Origin of the sequence: Aurantimonas sp. A2-1-M11 (assembly GCF_036549475.1) — a bacterium.
Taxonomy (GTDB): domain Bacteria; phylum Pseudomonadota; class Alphaproteobacteria; order Rhizobiales; family Rhizobiaceae; genus Aurantimonas.
This window is the reverse complement of sequence record NZ_JAZHLI010000032.1, coordinates 1-14,850: the sequence shown is the minus strand read 5'-3', so window position 1 is coordinate 14,850 and position 14,850 is coordinate 1. Positions and strand designations below refer to the sequence as shown.

The following is a 14,850-nucleotide window of genomic DNA, read 5'->3' as shown; positions in this document are numbered from 1 at the left end:
TCGGCGAGCAAGTCATAAGGCCGGGTAAACGGTTCGTGACGATCTGGTGACAACGCGCGTTGGCCGGCTCCTGCAGGCGATTTGCCGGAAACGCCACACTGCAAGACCGTCCCGACCCGGACGGGCGCTCGACGCCGCTGCAGGCGGCCGCGATCAGGCCGATCCGCGCGCCACGATCCGAAAGCCGAGATCGGTGACGGCCGCCGGCGGGCTTTGGCCATCGAAGCGGGCGAGGATCACCTCCGCCGCGGCGCGGCCGAAGGCCGGGCGGTCGACCCGGATGGTGGTCAGGCCGGGCTCCACATGGGCCGCGAAATCCTGGTCGCCGAAGCCGATCACCGCGATCTGGCCCGGCACGGCAAGACCGCGTGCCCTGGCCTCGATCACGACGCCATGGGCGAGGAGGTCGGAGCTGCAGAAGACTACGCCGCGGCTGAAGCCACGCCCGTTGACGAGCTCGGCCAGACCCTGCCGACCCCGCTCGAGGCTCGCCGACCCTTCGAAGTCGACCTGCTCGACCGCTGCGTCCGAATGCCGGGCAAAGCGCGCGACGAACGCAGCCTTGCGGCGCGCCGCACGCTCGTCGCCGGCCGACACCGTGCCGGCGCGGACATAACCGGCCGCGGCGGCGAAATCGGCTGCTTCCCGCCCCGCCTCGACATGGGAAAAGCCGACGCAGAGATCGATGGGAGACTCCGTGATGTCCCACATCTCGACCACTGGAATGCCGGCGCCGAGCAGCATCCGGCGGGCCCTCGCCGTGTGGTGGATGCCGGTCAACAGCATCGCGTCCGGCCGGCGCGATAGATGCGTCTCGATCAGTGTTTCCTCGTCGGCGGGATCGAGCCCGGTTTCCGACAGGAGGATCTGGTAGCCGTGCTCGCGGATCCGCTCGCTGAAGGCCTTGATCATGGCGGCATAGACGATGTTGGTGATCGACGGCACCAGGGCGGTGATGAGCCGGCTGCGGCGCGAGGCGAGGGCGCCGGCCAGGGCATTGGGCACGAATCCGGTGGTCGCGATCGCCGCGCGGATCCTGTCCAGCGTGGCCGGCGCGACCCGGGTGGGATCGCTGAGCGCACGCGACACGGTCACCTGGGAGACACCGGCGAGGCGCCCGACCGTTGCCATCGTGACGGTACCGCCGCCGCGGTGAGACTCCTTCGGCTGCGTTTCGGGCTCGTTCATCGATGGCCTCGTCCGGCGCTGTCGGTATCCGGTGTATTGCATGGCGTATCGAACCAACGCGGATCGTGGGTCGATCGGTTCGAAATATCACGTCATTCGGTCGATAGATGTATACGCATTCTTTCCGTTCTGTCATCCGCGGTTCGAACCCTCCGGTCGATCCTGTAGCAGAGAACGCGTGCCCGTCCTTGCGTTGACACCTCCTGATGGAAGCGCATACATTCCGTCAAATTGTTGGCGGAGGACACATGGCCGAGACCAGCCGGAAGACGCCGGAGACCCTGCGCAGCGCCCGCTGGTTCGCGCCCGACGATCTGCGCAGCTTCGGCCACCGCTCTCGGATGATGCAGCTCGGATATGCGGAGGAGGATTTCCGCGGCAAGCCGATCATCGGCGTCTTGAACACCTGGTCGGAGCTCAATTCCTGCCACGGCCATTTTCGCGAGCGCGTGCAGGACGTGAAGCGCGGCGTCGCCCAGGCCGGCGGCTTTGCCGTCGAACTGCCGTCGCTGTCGGTGGACGAGAGCTTCACCAAGCCGACCTCCATGCTCTACCGCAACATGCTGGCCATGGAGACGGAGGAGACGATCCGCTCGCACCCCCTCGACGGGGTGGTGCTGATGGGCGGCTGCGACAAGACCACGCCGGGCCTGGTCATGGGCGCGCTGACCGCCGGCGTGCCGATGATCTACCTGCCAGCCGGGCCCATGCTGCGCGGCCATTATGCCGGCAAGATCCTCGGCTCCGGTTCGGATGCCTGGAAATACTGGGACGAGCGCCGCGCCGGCAACATCACCGACGAGGAATGGCTCGGCATCCAGGGTGGCATCGCGCGCTCGGTCGGCACCTGCATGACCATGGGAACCGCCTCGACCATGACGGCGATCGCCGACGCGATGGGGCTGACCCTGCCGGGCGCCTCGTCGATCCCGGCCGCCGATTCCGGCCACCAGCGCATGTCGTCGGCCTGCGGCCGGCGGATCGTGGACATGGTCTGGGAGGACCTGACGCCGGACAAGATCGTGACCGCGGCCGCCGTGCGCAATGCGGCGATCGTGGCCATGGCCACCGGCTGCTCGACCAATGCCGTCGTCCACATCATCGCCATGGCGCGCCGCGCCGGGGTGGACCTGACGCTGGACGATCTCGACGCGCTGGGACGCACGACGCCGCTGATCGCCAATGTCCGCCCATCGGGCAAGGACTATCTCATGGAGGACTTCTTCTATGCGGGCGGGCTGCGCGCCCTGATGAAGCAGATCGAGGCGCGGCTCGACACCTCCTGCATCACCGTCACGGGCAAGACCCTCGGCGAATGCCTGGAAGGCGCCGAGGTCTACAATGACGACGTGATCCGGCCCCTGTCCAACCCGGTCTATCACGAGGGCTCGCTGGCGCTGCTGCGCGGCAATCTCTGCCCGGACGGGGCGGTGATCAAGCCTGCGGCCTGCGATCCGCGCTTCCATGTGCACCAGGGCCCGGCGCTGGTCTTCGATTCTTATCCCGAGATGAAGGCGGCGATCGACGACGAAACCCTCGACGTTTCGCCGGACCACGTGCTGGTCCTGCGCAATGCCGGGCCGCAGGGCGGGCCCGGCATGCCGGAATGGGGCATGCTGCCGATCCCCAAGGCGCTGATCAAGCAGGGACACCGGGACATGCTGCGCATTTCCGACGCGCGGATGTCGGGCACGTCCTACGGGGCCTGCGTCCTGCATGTGGCGCCGGAATCCTTCGTGGGCGGGCCGCTGGCACTGCTGAAGACCGGCGACATCGTGCGCCTCGACCTGCCGAACCGACGCCTCGACATGTTGGTGGACGAGGCCGAGCTGGCGGCGCGCCGCGAGGCCTGGAAGCCGCCAGAGCCGCGCTACGGCCGCGGCTATGGCTGGATGTTCTCGCGCCACGTCACCCAGGCCGACAAGGGCTGCGACTTCGATTATCTCGAGCGGGGCTTCGGCCCGGCGGTCCCCGAACCCGACATATTCTGAAGGCCGCCATGCGCCACGACCTCGACAGGGCCCTTGCGGGCATTTCCGGCATTCTGGTCACGCCCTATGACGCGGCGGGCGACATTGCGCCCGGGCGGCTGGCGCCGATCCTGGACCGGGCGCTGGCCGCGGGCGTGCACATGCCGGTGGTCAACGGCAATACCGGCGAGTTCTATGCGCTGACCACGGACGAGGCCGTGACCATGGTCCGCGAGGTTGCCGCACTTGTGGCGGGGCGCGCGCCGCTGCTCGCCGGCGTCGGCCGCGGCATCCGCGATGCCTGCCGGCTGGCCCGGGCCTCGGCCGATGCCGGGGCTTCGGCGCTGATGGTGCACCAGCCGCCCGATCCTTTCGTCGCGCCGCGCGGCACCGTCGACTATGTCCGCGCCATCATCGATGCCTCGGGCGGGTTGCCGGTCATGCTGTATCTGCGCAACGACGCGATCGGCACCGGGGGCATCGCCGCCCTCTGCGCGCTGCCGGGCGTCAAGGGCGTGAAATGGGCAACGCCCAATCCGATGAAGCTCGCCGAGGCCATCGCCGCCTGCGATCCCTCGATCACCTGGGTCGGCGGCCTTGCCGAAGTCTGGGCGCCGGCCTTCTACGCCGTCGGCGCGCGGGGCTTCACCTCGGGCCTGATCAATGTCTGGCTGGAGCGCTCCATGGCGATCCATGCGGCGCTGGAAGCCTCCGACTTTGCGGCGGCCCGCCAGCTCATCGCCGGCATGCGCGCCTTCGAGGAGATCCGGGCGGAGGAACTGAACGGGACCAACGTCACCGGCGTGAAGGCGGCGCTCGCAGCGATGGGGCAGGATTGCGGGCCCACGCGGCCGCCGTCCGCCTGGCCGCTGAGCGAGGCCCAGCAGGCGCGCATGACCGATTTCCTCACCACCAACGGCCTGATCTGACAAAGGCGGCGCCCGAAGGGCGCGCGACCAACGACCCGAAGCGAGACCTTGGCGATGAACGAAGCGACACGGCAGAAACTGATGGGCGTCTCGGTGGCGACGCTGGCCACGGCGCTCTTCAAGCGCGGCCTGCGCAACCAGGTGATCCAGGAGGTTCGTCCGGTGGCCCCGAAGGGGCGCAACATGGTCGGCCCGGCCTTCACCCTGCGCTACATGCCGGCGCGCGAGGACCGCAACCAGCTCGCAGAGTTCCGCAAGCCCGACCATCCGCAGCGCGCCGCCATCGAAGCGTGCCCGGCCGGCCATGTCATGGTCATCGACAGCCGCAAGGACCCGCGCGCGGCCAGCGCAGGCGACATCCTGATCACCCGGCTCATGGTGCGCGGCGTCGCCGGCGTGGTGACCGATGGCGGCTTTCGCGACGCGGCGACGATCGGCGGCATCGACATGCCGGCCTATCATACGCGGCCGTCGAGCCCGACCAACCTGACCCTGCACGAGGCGATCGAGATCAACGGGCCGATCGGCTGCGGCGACTCGCCGGTCTTTCCGGGCGACGTGGTGGTCGGTGACGACGACTGCGTGATCGTCATCCCGGCGGACATCGCCGACGAGGTGGCCGACGAGGCGGTGGAGATGACCGCCTACGAGGATTTCGTCGTCGAGCGCGTCCGCGACGGGGCGTCGATCATGGGGCTCTATCCCTGCACCAGGGACGAGCACCAGGTTGCCTTCGCGGAGTGGCGGGCCAGACACGGACGCTGACGGACCTTCGGCCCGCGCCGACGAGCCCTGTTCGCAGAGGCGTCCGGCCGGAAGCGGGGCACCCCGTTCCGGCTGATCGGATCAGGCGCGCGAGGCGCCGAGCAGGCCGCGGGCGGCGAGGTTGCGCATCAGTTCGGTGATGCCGAAGGTCCACTTTGGTGCCTTGTCGGTGTGGGTGACGGTGTTGACCAGCCGGCCGAGGCGCGCGCTGGCGATTTCCACCTTGTCGCCGAGCTTGTGGGTAAAGCCCTCGCCGGCCACGTCGCGGTCCTCGACCGGGGCGAAGAGCGTGCCCAGGAACAGCATGAACCCGTCGGGATACTGATGGTGGCGGCTGCAGGTCTGGCCGACCAGATCCAGCGGGTCGCGGCTGATCTCGCGCATGGAACTGCGCCCTTCCAGAACGTAGCCATCGGTGCCGGTGACCGTCAGGTCGAGTTCGGCCGCGCGCACGTCGTCCATGGTGAAGCGGTCGTCGAAGAGGCGGATCAGCGGACCGATGGCGGAGGAGGCGTTGTTGTCCTTGGCCTTGCCGAGGAGGAGGGCGCTGCGCCCTTCCACGTCCCGCAGATTGACGTCGTTGCCGAGCGTCGCGCCGACGACCTGGCCGCGCGAATTGGCCGCCAGCACCACCTCCGGCTCGGGATTGTTCCAGGCCGACGAGGGCAGGATGCCGATCTCGGCGGCATGGCCGACGGAGGACAGCACCGGCGCCTTGGTGAACACCTCCGCATCCGGACCGATCCCGACTTCCAGATATTGCGACCAGTAGCCGCCCTTCAGCAGCACCTCCTTGGCGTGCTCCGCCTCGGGGGAGCCCGCCTTGATGTCCGACAGGGTGCCGCCGATGACCGCGGCGATCTCCTCGCGGATGGCCCGGGCACGGGCCAGGTCGCCCTTGGCACGCTCCTCGATCACCCGCTCGACCATCGAGCGCGCGAAGGTGACGCCGCAGGCCTTCACGGCCTGCAGGTCGCAGGGCGCAAGCAGATGCGGCCTCGTCGCATCCGCCGGCGAGGCGGCCAGCACCTCCTCCGCGGACCAGCTCTTGCCGGAATCGGCGCGGGCGAGGAGCGCGACCGGATCCTCGGTCTCCAGCAGTTCGGACATGGTGGCGGCGTGCGCCGAGACGTCGACGAAGCGATCGCCCTTCAGCACGACGACAGAGGGGCCCGAGACCTCGGGATCGTGGATGCGGCCGACGAGGACGGCCTCGCCATGGTCGGCGGGAAGATAGTCGGTCAATGTCATGGCGGGTTCCTGTTGACGGCGGGAGCCGGCGCGCAGGCGCATCGGCGGTCGGCAACAGGGATCACATCGGGCGTGGCCTGTGCAACCCTTTCGGGCGATCCTCAGTGCCGGCCCCTTCCGGAACCGGGCCGGACCGGTGCAGTTTCGCCCCGGCAAGAAGGAAGGCGGACATGGACAGACGCAGAATCGGTGCCCGGAAGGCGGCCCGCTCGCCATGGATCGACCGGATGTTCGCCTATGGCGCGATGCTGCCGCTGATCGTCGGTGCGCTGGCGTTGTGGTTCGCGCCGGACGCCCAGTCGTTCCTGGCGCTCAACCTCACCCTGTTCTGGGGCGCGTCGGTGCTGCTCTTCCTGTCCGGCGTCCGGCGCGGCGCGAGTTTCGGCCAGCCCGGAGGCGTGACGGCCGTGCAGATCCTGACCATGCTGTGGCTGTTCCAGGCCGGCGTGGGCAGCCTTGTTGCGACGATCTGGGCCTTTCCGATGATCGCGGCGCTGCTACAGATGGCCGGCTATGCCAGCCTTGCCATCCTCGATCCGCTCGGCTCCCGCCGTGGCGAGGCGCCCGGATCCTTCGACCCGCTGCGGCCGGTGCAGATGCTGGTTCCGATTCTCGCGCTGGCGGTCGTCGCGGCGCGCATCTGGACGAGCCCGTACCTTTAGACCATCCGGAAAGCACCCTATATCTGCCGAGCGCAGGCCGCTCTCGGGCGGTGACGGCATGCCTTCATGTCCTGATCGGAGACCACCATGAGCCTTGCGGCCATCGCCAGCTTCCTCGCCTTTCTCGCCATCATGATGGCCGTTGCCATGAGCGGCGTGATCTTCAAGCCGGGGGCCTGGTACGAGCGGCTCGACAAGCCGGGCTGGACCCCGCCGAACCTGGCGTTCCCGCTGATCTGGACGGCGCTGTATCTGATGATCGCGATCGCCGGCTGGCGCGTCTACCAGGCGGCCGGGCTGGTGGCGCTGCCCTTCGCCGTCTATGCCCTGCAGCTCGTCCTGAACGCGGGCTGGTCGGCGCTGTTCTTCGGCTTGCGGCGGCCGGGCCTGGCGTTTGCCGACGTCGTCGCCATGGCGTTGGCCATCGCCCTGAACATCGCGGTGTTCTACGCGATCGACGCAATCGCCGGATGGCTCCTGGTGCCGTATCTGGTCTGGGCCTGCGTGGCGGCCTGCCTCAATTTCTCGGTCTGGCGCCGAAATCCAGGCGCCTTCGCCAGCGCCTGAGGGGTTTCAGGCGCGAAAGGCGGGTCTCGTCACTACTTCGACAGGGCGATGTTGCCGCCGACCGGGCCCACGCCCACCGGGACCGGTACGTCAGAGCCCGCGTAATTGGTGTTGAGCACCAGCTTCACGCCCGATGTGACGGTGATCTTGTTCGCGACGAGAGCCGTCCAGTCGGAGAATTCCCCGACATTGGCCTTGCAGCCAGGCGTGCCGGCGCCGCCGCCACGCCCGCCGCCTTCGTCCTCGTCCTCGTCGTCGACGACGGCGATGTCGGGATCGCAGACCCCGTCGGCATTCTTGTCGCCGCCGATGGTCAGTGTGTCATTGGGCAGGTAGATCGTGCCGATCATGCGCTTGGCGTTGTTGCTCTCGATCTTGAAGTCGCGAGCATTCCTCTTCTGGCTGTCGGCATAGATCAGAATACCCGCCATCGGGCCGTCCTCCGATGCCGAAAGGGAGATCGTCGAGTCGTTCTTCAGGTCGAGGCTGGATTTGTGGCCGATGAAGACAAGGCTGACATTGTCGCCGATCACCTCGCTGCCCTTGTCGAGCCTCACCTTGGCATTCCAGAACACATAGATGCCGGACTGCAGTGTGATTTTCGAGCCGCTGATCTGCAGCTTGCCGCAATAGACGCCCGGCCGAAGGATCAGGTTGTTGTTGGTGATCCGTTCATTCTCGTGGTCGCATTTCGTCGGGACAGGCGGGATCCGCGAGGACAGCGGATCGCTCACCGCCGGACAGTCGGTCAGCGGCAGCGGCTCGTAATTCGTCTCGATGCCGTCATAGCCGCCCGACGAGCAGGCGAGTTCGCTGGAGAGCTTGGCCACCCGGGTGACCGACAGGCCTCTGGGGTCTGCGGAGTTGGAGTAGACGGCGCATTTGGCGGCATGGACGACGGCGTTGCCGGAAATGTCGATGGCCTTGCTGCCCTCGCTGGTGAGGGCGATTGCGCAGATCCGCCCGCCCCCGGCGATCCGCGCCGTGGCGCTGGCCGTCAGCGTGCCGATGGTGCCTGTCAGGTCCGGCATCGGCAGGGAACTCGCAAAATCGCGGGTCAGCGTGACCGTGACTTCCGTCGATACGGAGGGAGCGGCTGCTGTCGACGCGGTGGCGCCACCGATCTCGACGTCGAATTCGACGCCTTCGGCCTGGCTGCCGAGATTGGTCATGGCGAAGGAATAGGCGACGCTTTTCAGGATCTCGGGCCGGCTGTTGGCCAGATACAATTCCCGCGCGGCGGCCAGGGCCGCGCTGTCGGCCGCGCTCTGCAGCCGCGAATTGGCCGAATGGACGGTCGAGAAATTGACGACGGTGCCCATCGTGAAGAGGAGCACCGGGGCGAGCAGCGCCACGATCGCGGCGACATTTCCCCGTGTCGCGCCGGCGAAGGCATACAGACGTGTCGTCATTTCATACCTCCTCCTGTCAGGGTTCCGGTCGCGGGCGGGACAGCTTTTCCTTTTCGCTCACAGGCCCTTAGGACCGAGTGAATTCCGCATTTCGCATTTGAACTTTCGGTTGCAGGCGTCGCCGCCGGGTTGCGAAACGCCGGCCTCATGCGGTTTGTCCCGCAGCATCCCGGCCGTCGTCGGCGCAGAGCGCGGCCAGCGCGGCATGGCTGTCGCCCAGGACCTGTCCCAGTTCCGTTATCGCGGCGGGGGCGATCGGCTCGCCCGCCTGCGCGGCTGCCTCGATGTCCCCGCACAAGCCTGCCGCGCGTGCGGCGCCGGCGCTGTTGCACATGGATTTCAGCGCATGCGCCAGCCGGGCGGTCTCGGCGCTGCCGCTCGCCATGGCCTCCTGCAGGTCCTCGAGGGCCTTCGGCGCATTGGCTGCGAACAGGCCGACGATCTTCTGCAGGACGGACGGGCCGCTGCGCGCCGCGAGCGAGGCCAGCATGTCCAGCGTCGCCGGATCGAGGAGCGGATGCGCCGCGGCGTCGGGGGCAGGAGCTGTGGCTGCGATGTCCGCGCCATCGGTGCCTGGCTGGGCATGGCCGGCGCCCGGCCGGGGGGTGAAATCGCCGAGGATCCGCGCGATCTGGGGGATCGTGAAGGGCTTGGTCAAATAGGCGTCCATGCCGGCGCTCTGCCACTCCCCGGTCCTGCCGGGGTCCTTGTGGGCGGTCAGGGCGACGATCGTCGCCGGCTGGCGACCGGCCGACCGCTCGCCGTCGCGGATCAGGCGCGTCGCGGTGAAGCCGTCCATGCCGGGCATGGAGCAATCCATGAAGATCAGGTCGTAGGCGTCGCGCGCGCTCATCGCCACCGCGGCTTCGCCGCTCTCGGCCAGCATCGTCGTGACGCCGAGGGTCGACAGGGCCTCCTTCAGGACCTCGCGATTGACCGCGACGTCGTCCACCGCCAGGACGCGCAGGCCGGCCATGTCGGGCAGGGTCGCCGCGGGCTCCATCGCCGGGGCTTCGTCCCGCAGGGGCGCGAAGTCGCCGCTCGCAAGACATTGCGCCAGGCGGTCGAGGTCGCTGCGCCGCAGGGGCAGCGCGAGGGTGCCCGAGACCGCCATGGCTCCGTCATGGTCCCCGCCGCCCCGGGCGTTGCCGTCCGTCAGCACCACGACCGGCGGCAAATCCTGCGCCGCCTTCGACAATGTGCTCAGGTCCGGCAGTGCGGCCAGGATCAGCGCGGGGTGAGGCCCCGCCGCGTCGCCGCGCAGGACATATGCGCCGCGGCGCGCGAGCAGGCTTGCAGTCGCCTCGGCGGTGATCGGGTCGCTGTCGAGAAGCCTGATCGTGCGGCCCGCAAAGCGCCCCGGCTGCGATGCCGGGCGGGTGATCGCAAGGGCCAGTTCGAAGCCGAAGCAGGAGCCGACGTCCTCCTGACTGGTGACCTGGATGGTGCCGCCCATCGCCTCGACCAGTTGCTTGGAGATCGCCAGGCCCAGGCCGGTGCCGCCGAACTTGCGGGTGATCGTCTGGTCGGCCTGGGTGAAGCGGCCGAACAGCTTGCCCAGCTTGTCGGCGGGAATGCCGATGCCGGTGTCGCGGATGGCGAAGCTCAGCGTTGCTTGCGCGGGCTCGACAGGATCGCGCCGGCGCACCGCGATGGTCACGCCGCCGGTCTCGGTGAATTTCAGGGCGTTGTTCACGAGATTGGTCAGCACCTGGGAGATGCGGACCGGATCGCCGATCATCTCGGCCGGCACGTCGGGATCGATCATGATGGCGATCGACAGGGATTTCTCCCGGGCCTTCTCGGCAAACAGGCTGGCCACGTCCTCGACCAGCGTGTCGACCGACAACGGGATCTCCTCCAGATCGAGGCGGCCGGCCTCGATCTTGGACATGTCCAGGATGTCGTTGAGGATGTTCAGAAGACCGCGGCCCGAGCGCAGGATGATCTCGGCATGGCGCAGATACCGGCCGGCAATGGGGGCGGCCGTCAGCATTTCGGCCATCACCAGCATGCCGTTCATCGGGGTGCGGATCTCGTGGCTGACCGTGGCGAGGAATTCCGATTTCGCCGCATTGGCGCGCTCGGCCTCGTCCCTGGCGCTGCGCATTTCCGCGGTCCGCAGCGCGACTGTGTCCTCCAGCGTCTCGCGATGGCGCTGCAGCAGCCGGTCGCGCTCGTCGATCCGCGCGAACATGTCGTTGAACGCGCCCGACAGGATGCCGACCTCGTCGCGCGACGTCACCTGCAGGCGCTTCGACAGGTCGGAACGGCGGCCGATATCGGCGAATTCGCCCGCCAGCGTTCGCAGCGGGTCGACGATCCGGGCAATCATTACCCAGGCGACCAAGATCGTCGCGACAAGCACCGTGCCGCCGACCAGAAGCGAGGTCAGGAGGTTCGAAAGATACAGCCCGCGCAGCCAGGCGATGTCGGCGTGGATGGTGATCGCGCCGATGGTGACGCCGCCCTTGCGGACGGGCGCCCCGCCGGTGATCGTATCGGCGAAGAGCAGCGACAGCCGACTGGCTTCGCCGAGGGCGGTGTCGGTGCTGACGAGGGCTTCCGACGTGCCGATCTCGGCCAGCATCACGCCATCGGCATCGGCGGCGCTGGCATAGCGCACATGGGCGAGATCGCGGATTCCCCGCAGAACCTCCAGCGTGCCGCGCCGGTCCTTCTGGGCGACGGCGTTGGATGCTGCGGCGGCGAAAGCGGCGGCAGAACTCTGCAGGCGGTTCTGCTCGGCGGCGACCGTCTGGCGAAAATCCTGGTAGACGAAGAAGCCGACCGTGCTGGTCATGCCGACCAGAACCGCGAGCACGACGACCAGCGACAGGCGGAAGCCGAGGGAGTGCCAGAGGTTGACCCGGAGGGCCGGTGGCGAAGGCTGCATCGGCCTATCCCGGGCGCGTGATCGTCGGCGGCCGTGATCGGGCCCGGGCCGACGTCACGCGACGCGCGCGGAGCTGACCGTGCGGTCCCGCCGCAGGCGCGAGTTCGGTCGGCGGTGCCAACGGCTCAGCCCGAACCGGCCTGGCGCACCGGACGCGAGATGTCGGTCAAGGGGAAGGCGTCCATGGCCGGCAGCGGCCTGCTGTAGAAATAGCCCTGGACGATATGGATGCCGGACTCGCGCACGATCTGCAGTTCTTCCGCCGTCTCGACGCCCTCGGCCACCACCGACATGCCGAGATCGTCTGCCGTCGTTGCAGCGGTTTCCAGGAACCGCCGCGAGATCCGGTCCTTCGTGCAGACCTGCACGATGGAGCGGTCGATCTTGAGCTCGCTGAACGGACAGAGGCGCAACAGGGCAAAATTGGCGCTGCCGGTGCCGTAATCGTCGATCGAGACGCCGTAGCCGGCCATCCGGGTGCGCGTCAGGATCTCGATCATGTCGGTCATCGAATGCGGCAGGGCCTTCTCGGTCAGTTCGAAGACGATGGCGGCCGGATCGATGCCGCGCTCGGCGGCCAGTTCGAACAGGTGCGGCATGACGTTCGGCACCTCGATGACCCGTGCGTCGAGATTGATCGAGACGCGGTGGAAGATACCCCGGGCGCGCCATGCCGCGATGCCGTCCATCACCCGCGTGGCGATCGCGATCGTCAGCGCGGGCAGGTCGGCATCCGTTATGCCAGGATGGAAGACCGCCGGGGGCCCGAGAATCGTACCGTCGTCGGTCTTGAGCCGGATCAGCGCTTCCAGTCCGACGACGGCCAGAGACCGGATGTCGACCTGGGGCTGGTAATAGGGAAGGAGCGTCCCGAGCGGTCCGCCCGAAGCCTGGGCACCGTTCGGATCGAGCGAGGGCGGGCGTTGCGACACGCGCGCTTCGCAGGCTTCCAGCATGGAGACGAGATCGGCGGTGCGGATCGGCTTCTTCAGCGACCCGCAGATGCGCACCCCGAGCATCTCGCCCATGCGCCTGGCCGCATCCAGGATGGCCTCGGATTCGCCGCTCGACAGCACGACGCCGCCCGCATAGCCGAGCTGGCCGAGGCTGCGCAGATAGGCCAGCCCGTCCATCTTCGGCATGTTCAGATCGAGAATGATGACATCGACGGGCTGGGTTGCGGCTTGGAGAATCCGCAGTCCCTCGACGCCGTTGCACGCGGTCGAGACCGCGTGATTGTCCAGCGACAGCACGACGCTCTCGATCACGGCCAGGAATATCGGGTCGTCGTCGACAACGAGAATGTGATGCGCAGTCGCCATTGTGCCTCCAGCGAGGCTAACATCCCACGGGGTAACGAAGAATCTGTTACCAGACGGCCCGGATTTTCGATGGCTGGGAATGAATGGCGGTGAGAGAGGCCGTATCGATGGGGCGTCACATGCCGTCACTAACCGTCTTCGCCTCTTTCCTCTCCGCCTAACCGACTGTTTATCCACAGGATTTATCCGCTCAAGAGCGATCACTAGCGCCATGAGCATTCAGCCGGAAATAGGCGACTGGTGAGCGGCAAAAGGTGAGCGGTAGCGTGGCGACCAACCGAAAAGGACGCTCCGCATATGAAGACCGCATCCCCCCGAAAGGGGCTCACCTCCCGCACCATTTCCACGCTCGTCCAAGCCCGTCAGCCCGGATTGTGGGCGCATCGGTTTGGCTTGTCCCTCGCCATATCCAAGGCCGGTTCCGCAAGCTGGACGTTCCGCTATACCGCGCCGTCAGGGACGCGCCGGCTGATGACGCTGGAAATCATCGACCCTCGCGAACCGATCACGGCGGCTGATTTGAAATCGCTTGAACTTCGCGCCGAAGGCCTTCGCCTTGAGGTGCGAGCCGGCAATGATCCGCTTGTGATGCGCAATGGAGCGGCCACGGCGAGCCCTAAACGATCTGGCGACACATTCGAGACTGTCGCGCTGGATTACATCGAGCAGCATCGCGACGAGTGGAAGAATGCCAAGCATTCTCAGCAATGGCAGAACACATTGGCGGCGTACGTATATCCGATTATTGGGACCAAAGCGCCGCACGAGATCAGCACCGATGACGTGTTGAACGTCCTGCGCCAACCGCACACCAAAAACGGGATAACAGCACCGCTGTGGAAGAATGCTCGCGAAACCGCATCGCGAGTGCGCAGCCGCATTGAGATCGTGATCGCGGCAGCAAAGGCGAAAGGGGCGAGCGATTTATGGACGAACCACCGCAATCCGGCCCAGTGGAAAGACAATCTGGAATTTTGGCTAAACGGCAAGCAGTCCAGAGGCAATCATTCAGCTATGGATTGGAAGGAGGTCCCGACATTTGTGCGAGAACTACAAAGCAAACCGGACTTCTCCGCAAAAGCGCTCTTGCTGACGATCCTGACCGCCGTCCGCACGTCAGAAGCTCTGAACGCGACGTGGAGCGAGGTCGATCTAAAAAACGCAACGTGGACCATTCCAGCCGAACGAATGAAGGCCGGCAATGAACATGCGGTGCCGTTGTCGAGTGCAGCAATCGAATTGCTGGAAAGCCTACCGCGACTAGACGGCAATCCGTTTGTCTTTCCCGGTGCCAAACGCAACAAACCCCTGAGCAACATGGCGATGCTGATGATGCTTCGCGGAATGCGAAACGATCTAACCGTCCACGGATTTCGATCATCGTTCCGCGATTGGGTGAGCGAGACGACATTGCATCCCGATACCATCGCGGAAATGGCCTTGGCCCATACGATCAAGGATAGGACCGAAAGGGCTTATCGACGCGGCAATGCGTTTGATCGACGCAAGGACCTAATGCAGCAATGGTGCGATTATCTGAGTCTTGATCGCAATGAATATAACGAAAAATGGTCGAAATTCATCGCATGACTAGGGACGCAAGGGCCGATCCAAGCGGATCGGCCCTTTTCTTTGTGACGGTACTTGACGGGCCGTGTTGCGCCATGTCTTCTTAGCATTGCCGCGCTCAGATGAGACGGCGCTAGGGCCGGATGGCCCATGCTGCGGTAAAGACGCAGCGCTCCGGGTGGATGCCCGAAATCCTGAAAACCAGCGATTTTGGAGAGGCACCCCGTGTCCGATCAAACCATCATTCTGACCGTCGCCCAGACCTGCGAACGGCTTACCATCAGCGAGCCCACGCTGCGCCGCTATGCGAAGTCCTCGA

The 14,850-nt window shown here is 66.7% G+C and carries 11 protein-coding genes; 6 read left to right on the top strand and 5 right to left on the bottom strand.

The window, feature by feature from the left end:
* Positions 1-153: 153 nt before the first annotated feature.
* Positions 154-1,188: a LacI family DNA-binding transcriptional regulator gene (locus VQ042_RS14925; RefSeq protein WP_331820643.1), complete on the bottom strand. Its 1,035-nt coding sequence runs from the start codon at positions 1,186-1,188 to the stop codon at positions 154-156.
* Between the two features lie 248 nt (positions 1,189-1,436).
* On the opposite strand from VQ042_RS14925, the gene araD reads away from it, so the two are divergent.
* From araD to VQ042_RS14910, 3 genes are read left to right on the top strand one after another with little or no spacing between them, the layout of a single operon-like run.
* A complete protein-coding gene (gene araD, locus VQ042_RS14920) occupies positions 1,437-3,179 on the top strand; it encodes an L-arabinonate dehydratase (RefSeq protein ID WP_331820641.1) in 1,743 nt (580 codons plus the stop codon).
* Positions 3,180-3,187: 8 nt separating this feature from the next.
* On the top strand, positions 3,188-4,087 hold the full coding sequence (locus tag VQ042_RS14915; protein ID WP_331820639.1) for a dihydrodipicolinate synthase family protein: 900 nt from the start codon (positions 3,188-3,190) through the stop codon (positions 4,085-4,087).
* Positions 4,088-4,141: 54 nt separating this feature from the next.
* The gene (locus VQ042_RS14910) at positions 4,142-4,852 is read left to right on the top strand and encodes a ribonuclease activity regulator RraA (RefSeq protein WP_331820637.1); all 711 of its coding nucleotides are present in this window, start codon (positions 4,142-4,144) and stop codon (positions 4,850-4,852) included.
* A gap of 81 nt (positions 4,853-4,933) precedes the next feature.
* Here VQ042_RS14910 and VQ042_RS14905 read toward each other — a convergent pair whose 3' ends face one another.
* Positions 4,934-6,103 carry a fumarylacetoacetate hydrolase family protein gene (locus VQ042_RS14905; RefSeq protein WP_331820635.1) on the bottom strand — a complete coding sequence of 390 codons (1,170 nt, stop codon included), beginning with the start codon at positions 6,101-6,103 and terminating at the stop codon, positions 4,934-4,936.
* Positions 6,104-6,273: 170 nt separating this feature from the next.
* On the opposite strand from VQ042_RS14905, the gene VQ042_RS14900 reads away from it, so the two are divergent.
* Both VQ042_RS14900 and VQ042_RS14895 read left to right on the top strand, forming a co-directional pair.
* The gene (locus VQ042_RS14900; RefSeq protein WP_331820633.1) at positions 6,274-6,765 is read left to right on the top strand and encodes a DUF3429 domain-containing protein; all 492 of its coding nucleotides are present in this window, start codon (positions 6,274-6,276) and stop codon (positions 6,763-6,765) included.
* Between the two features lie 87 nt (positions 6,766-6,852).
* Complete coding sequence (locus tag VQ042_RS14895) at positions 6,853-7,332, top strand: TspO/MBR family protein (RefSeq protein WP_331820631.1); 480 nt, start codon at positions 6,853-6,855, stop codon at positions 7,330-7,332.
* Positions 7,333-7,364: 32 nt separating this feature from the next.
* On the opposite strand, the gene VQ042_RS14890 is transcribed toward VQ042_RS14895, so the two are convergent.
* The 3 genes from VQ042_RS14890 to VQ042_RS14880 form a co-directional block, all read right to left on the bottom strand.
* The gene (locus tag VQ042_RS14890) at positions 7,365-8,744 is read right to left on the bottom strand and encodes a pilus assembly protein TadG-related protein (protein WP_331820629.1); all 1,380 of its coding nucleotides are present in this window, start codon (positions 8,742-8,744) and stop codon (positions 7,365-7,367) included.
* Positions 8,745-8,889: 145 nt separating this feature from the next.
* Entirely contained in the window at positions 8,890-11,640 is a 2,751-nt protein-coding gene (locus tag VQ042_RS14885; RefSeq protein ID WP_331820627.1) for an ATP-binding protein, read from the bottom strand.
* Between the two features lie 125 nt (positions 11,641-11,765).
* Entirely contained in the window at positions 11,766-12,962 is a 1,197-nt protein-coding gene (locus VQ042_RS14880; RefSeq protein WP_331820625.1) for an EAL domain-containing response regulator, read from the bottom strand.
* A gap of 297 nt (positions 12,963-13,259) precedes the next feature.
* Here VQ042_RS14880 and VQ042_RS14875 point away from each other — a divergent pair, with 297 nt between their 5' ends.
* Entirely contained in the window at positions 13,260-14,552 is a 1,293-nt protein-coding gene (locus VQ042_RS14875) for a tyrosine-type recombinase/integrase (protein ID WP_331820622.1), read from the top strand.
* The last annotated feature ends 298 nt before the right edge of the window (positions 14,553-14,850 follow it).

What these genes read in the sequence shown, in the direction of transcription:
- VQ042_RS14880 (WP_331820625.1), bottom strand. Translation starts at nt 12,962, where the DNA reads ATGGCGACTGCGCATCACATTCTCGTTGTCGACGACGACCCGATATTC.
- VQ042_RS14890 (WP_331820629.1), bottom strand. Translation starts at nt 8,744, where the DNA reads ATGACGACACGTCTGTATGCCTTCGCCGGCGCGACACGGGGAAATGTC.
- VQ042_RS14895 (WP_331820631.1), top strand. Translation starts at nt 6,853, where the DNA reads ATGAGCCTTGCGGCCATCGCCAGCTTCCTCGCCTTTCTCGCCATCATG.
- VQ042_RS14900 (WP_331820633.1), top strand. Translation starts at nt 6,274, where the DNA reads ATGGACAGACGCAGAATCGGTGCCCGGAAGGCGGCCCGCTCGCCATGG.
- araD (WP_331820641.1), top strand. Translation starts at nt 1,437, where the DNA reads ATGGCCGAGACCAGCCGGAAGACGCCGGAGACCCTGCGCAGCGCCCGC.
- VQ042_RS14905 (WP_331820635.1), bottom strand. Translation starts at nt 6,103, where the DNA reads ATGACATTGACCGACTATCTTCCCGCCGACCATGGCGAGGCCGTCCTC.
- VQ042_RS14925 (WP_331820643.1), bottom strand. Translation starts at nt 1,188, where the DNA reads ATGAACGAGCCCGAAACGCAGCCGAAGGAGTCTCACCGCGGCGGCGGT.
- VQ042_RS14875 (WP_331820622.1), top strand. Translation starts at nt 13,260, where the DNA reads ATGAAGACCGCATCCCCCCGAAAGGGGCTCACCTCCCGCACCATTTCC.
- VQ042_RS14915 (WP_331820639.1), top strand. Translation starts at nt 3,188, where the DNA reads ATGCGCCACGACCTCGACAGGGCCCTTGCGGGCATTTCCGGCATTCTG.
- VQ042_RS14885 (WP_331820627.1), bottom strand. Translation starts at nt 11,640, where the DNA reads ATGCAGCCTTCGCCACCGGCCCTCCGGGTCAACCTCTGGCACTCCCTC.
- VQ042_RS14910 (WP_331820637.1), top strand. Translation starts at nt 4,142, where the DNA reads ATGAACGAAGCGACACGGCAGAAACTGATGGGCGTCTCGGTGGCGACG.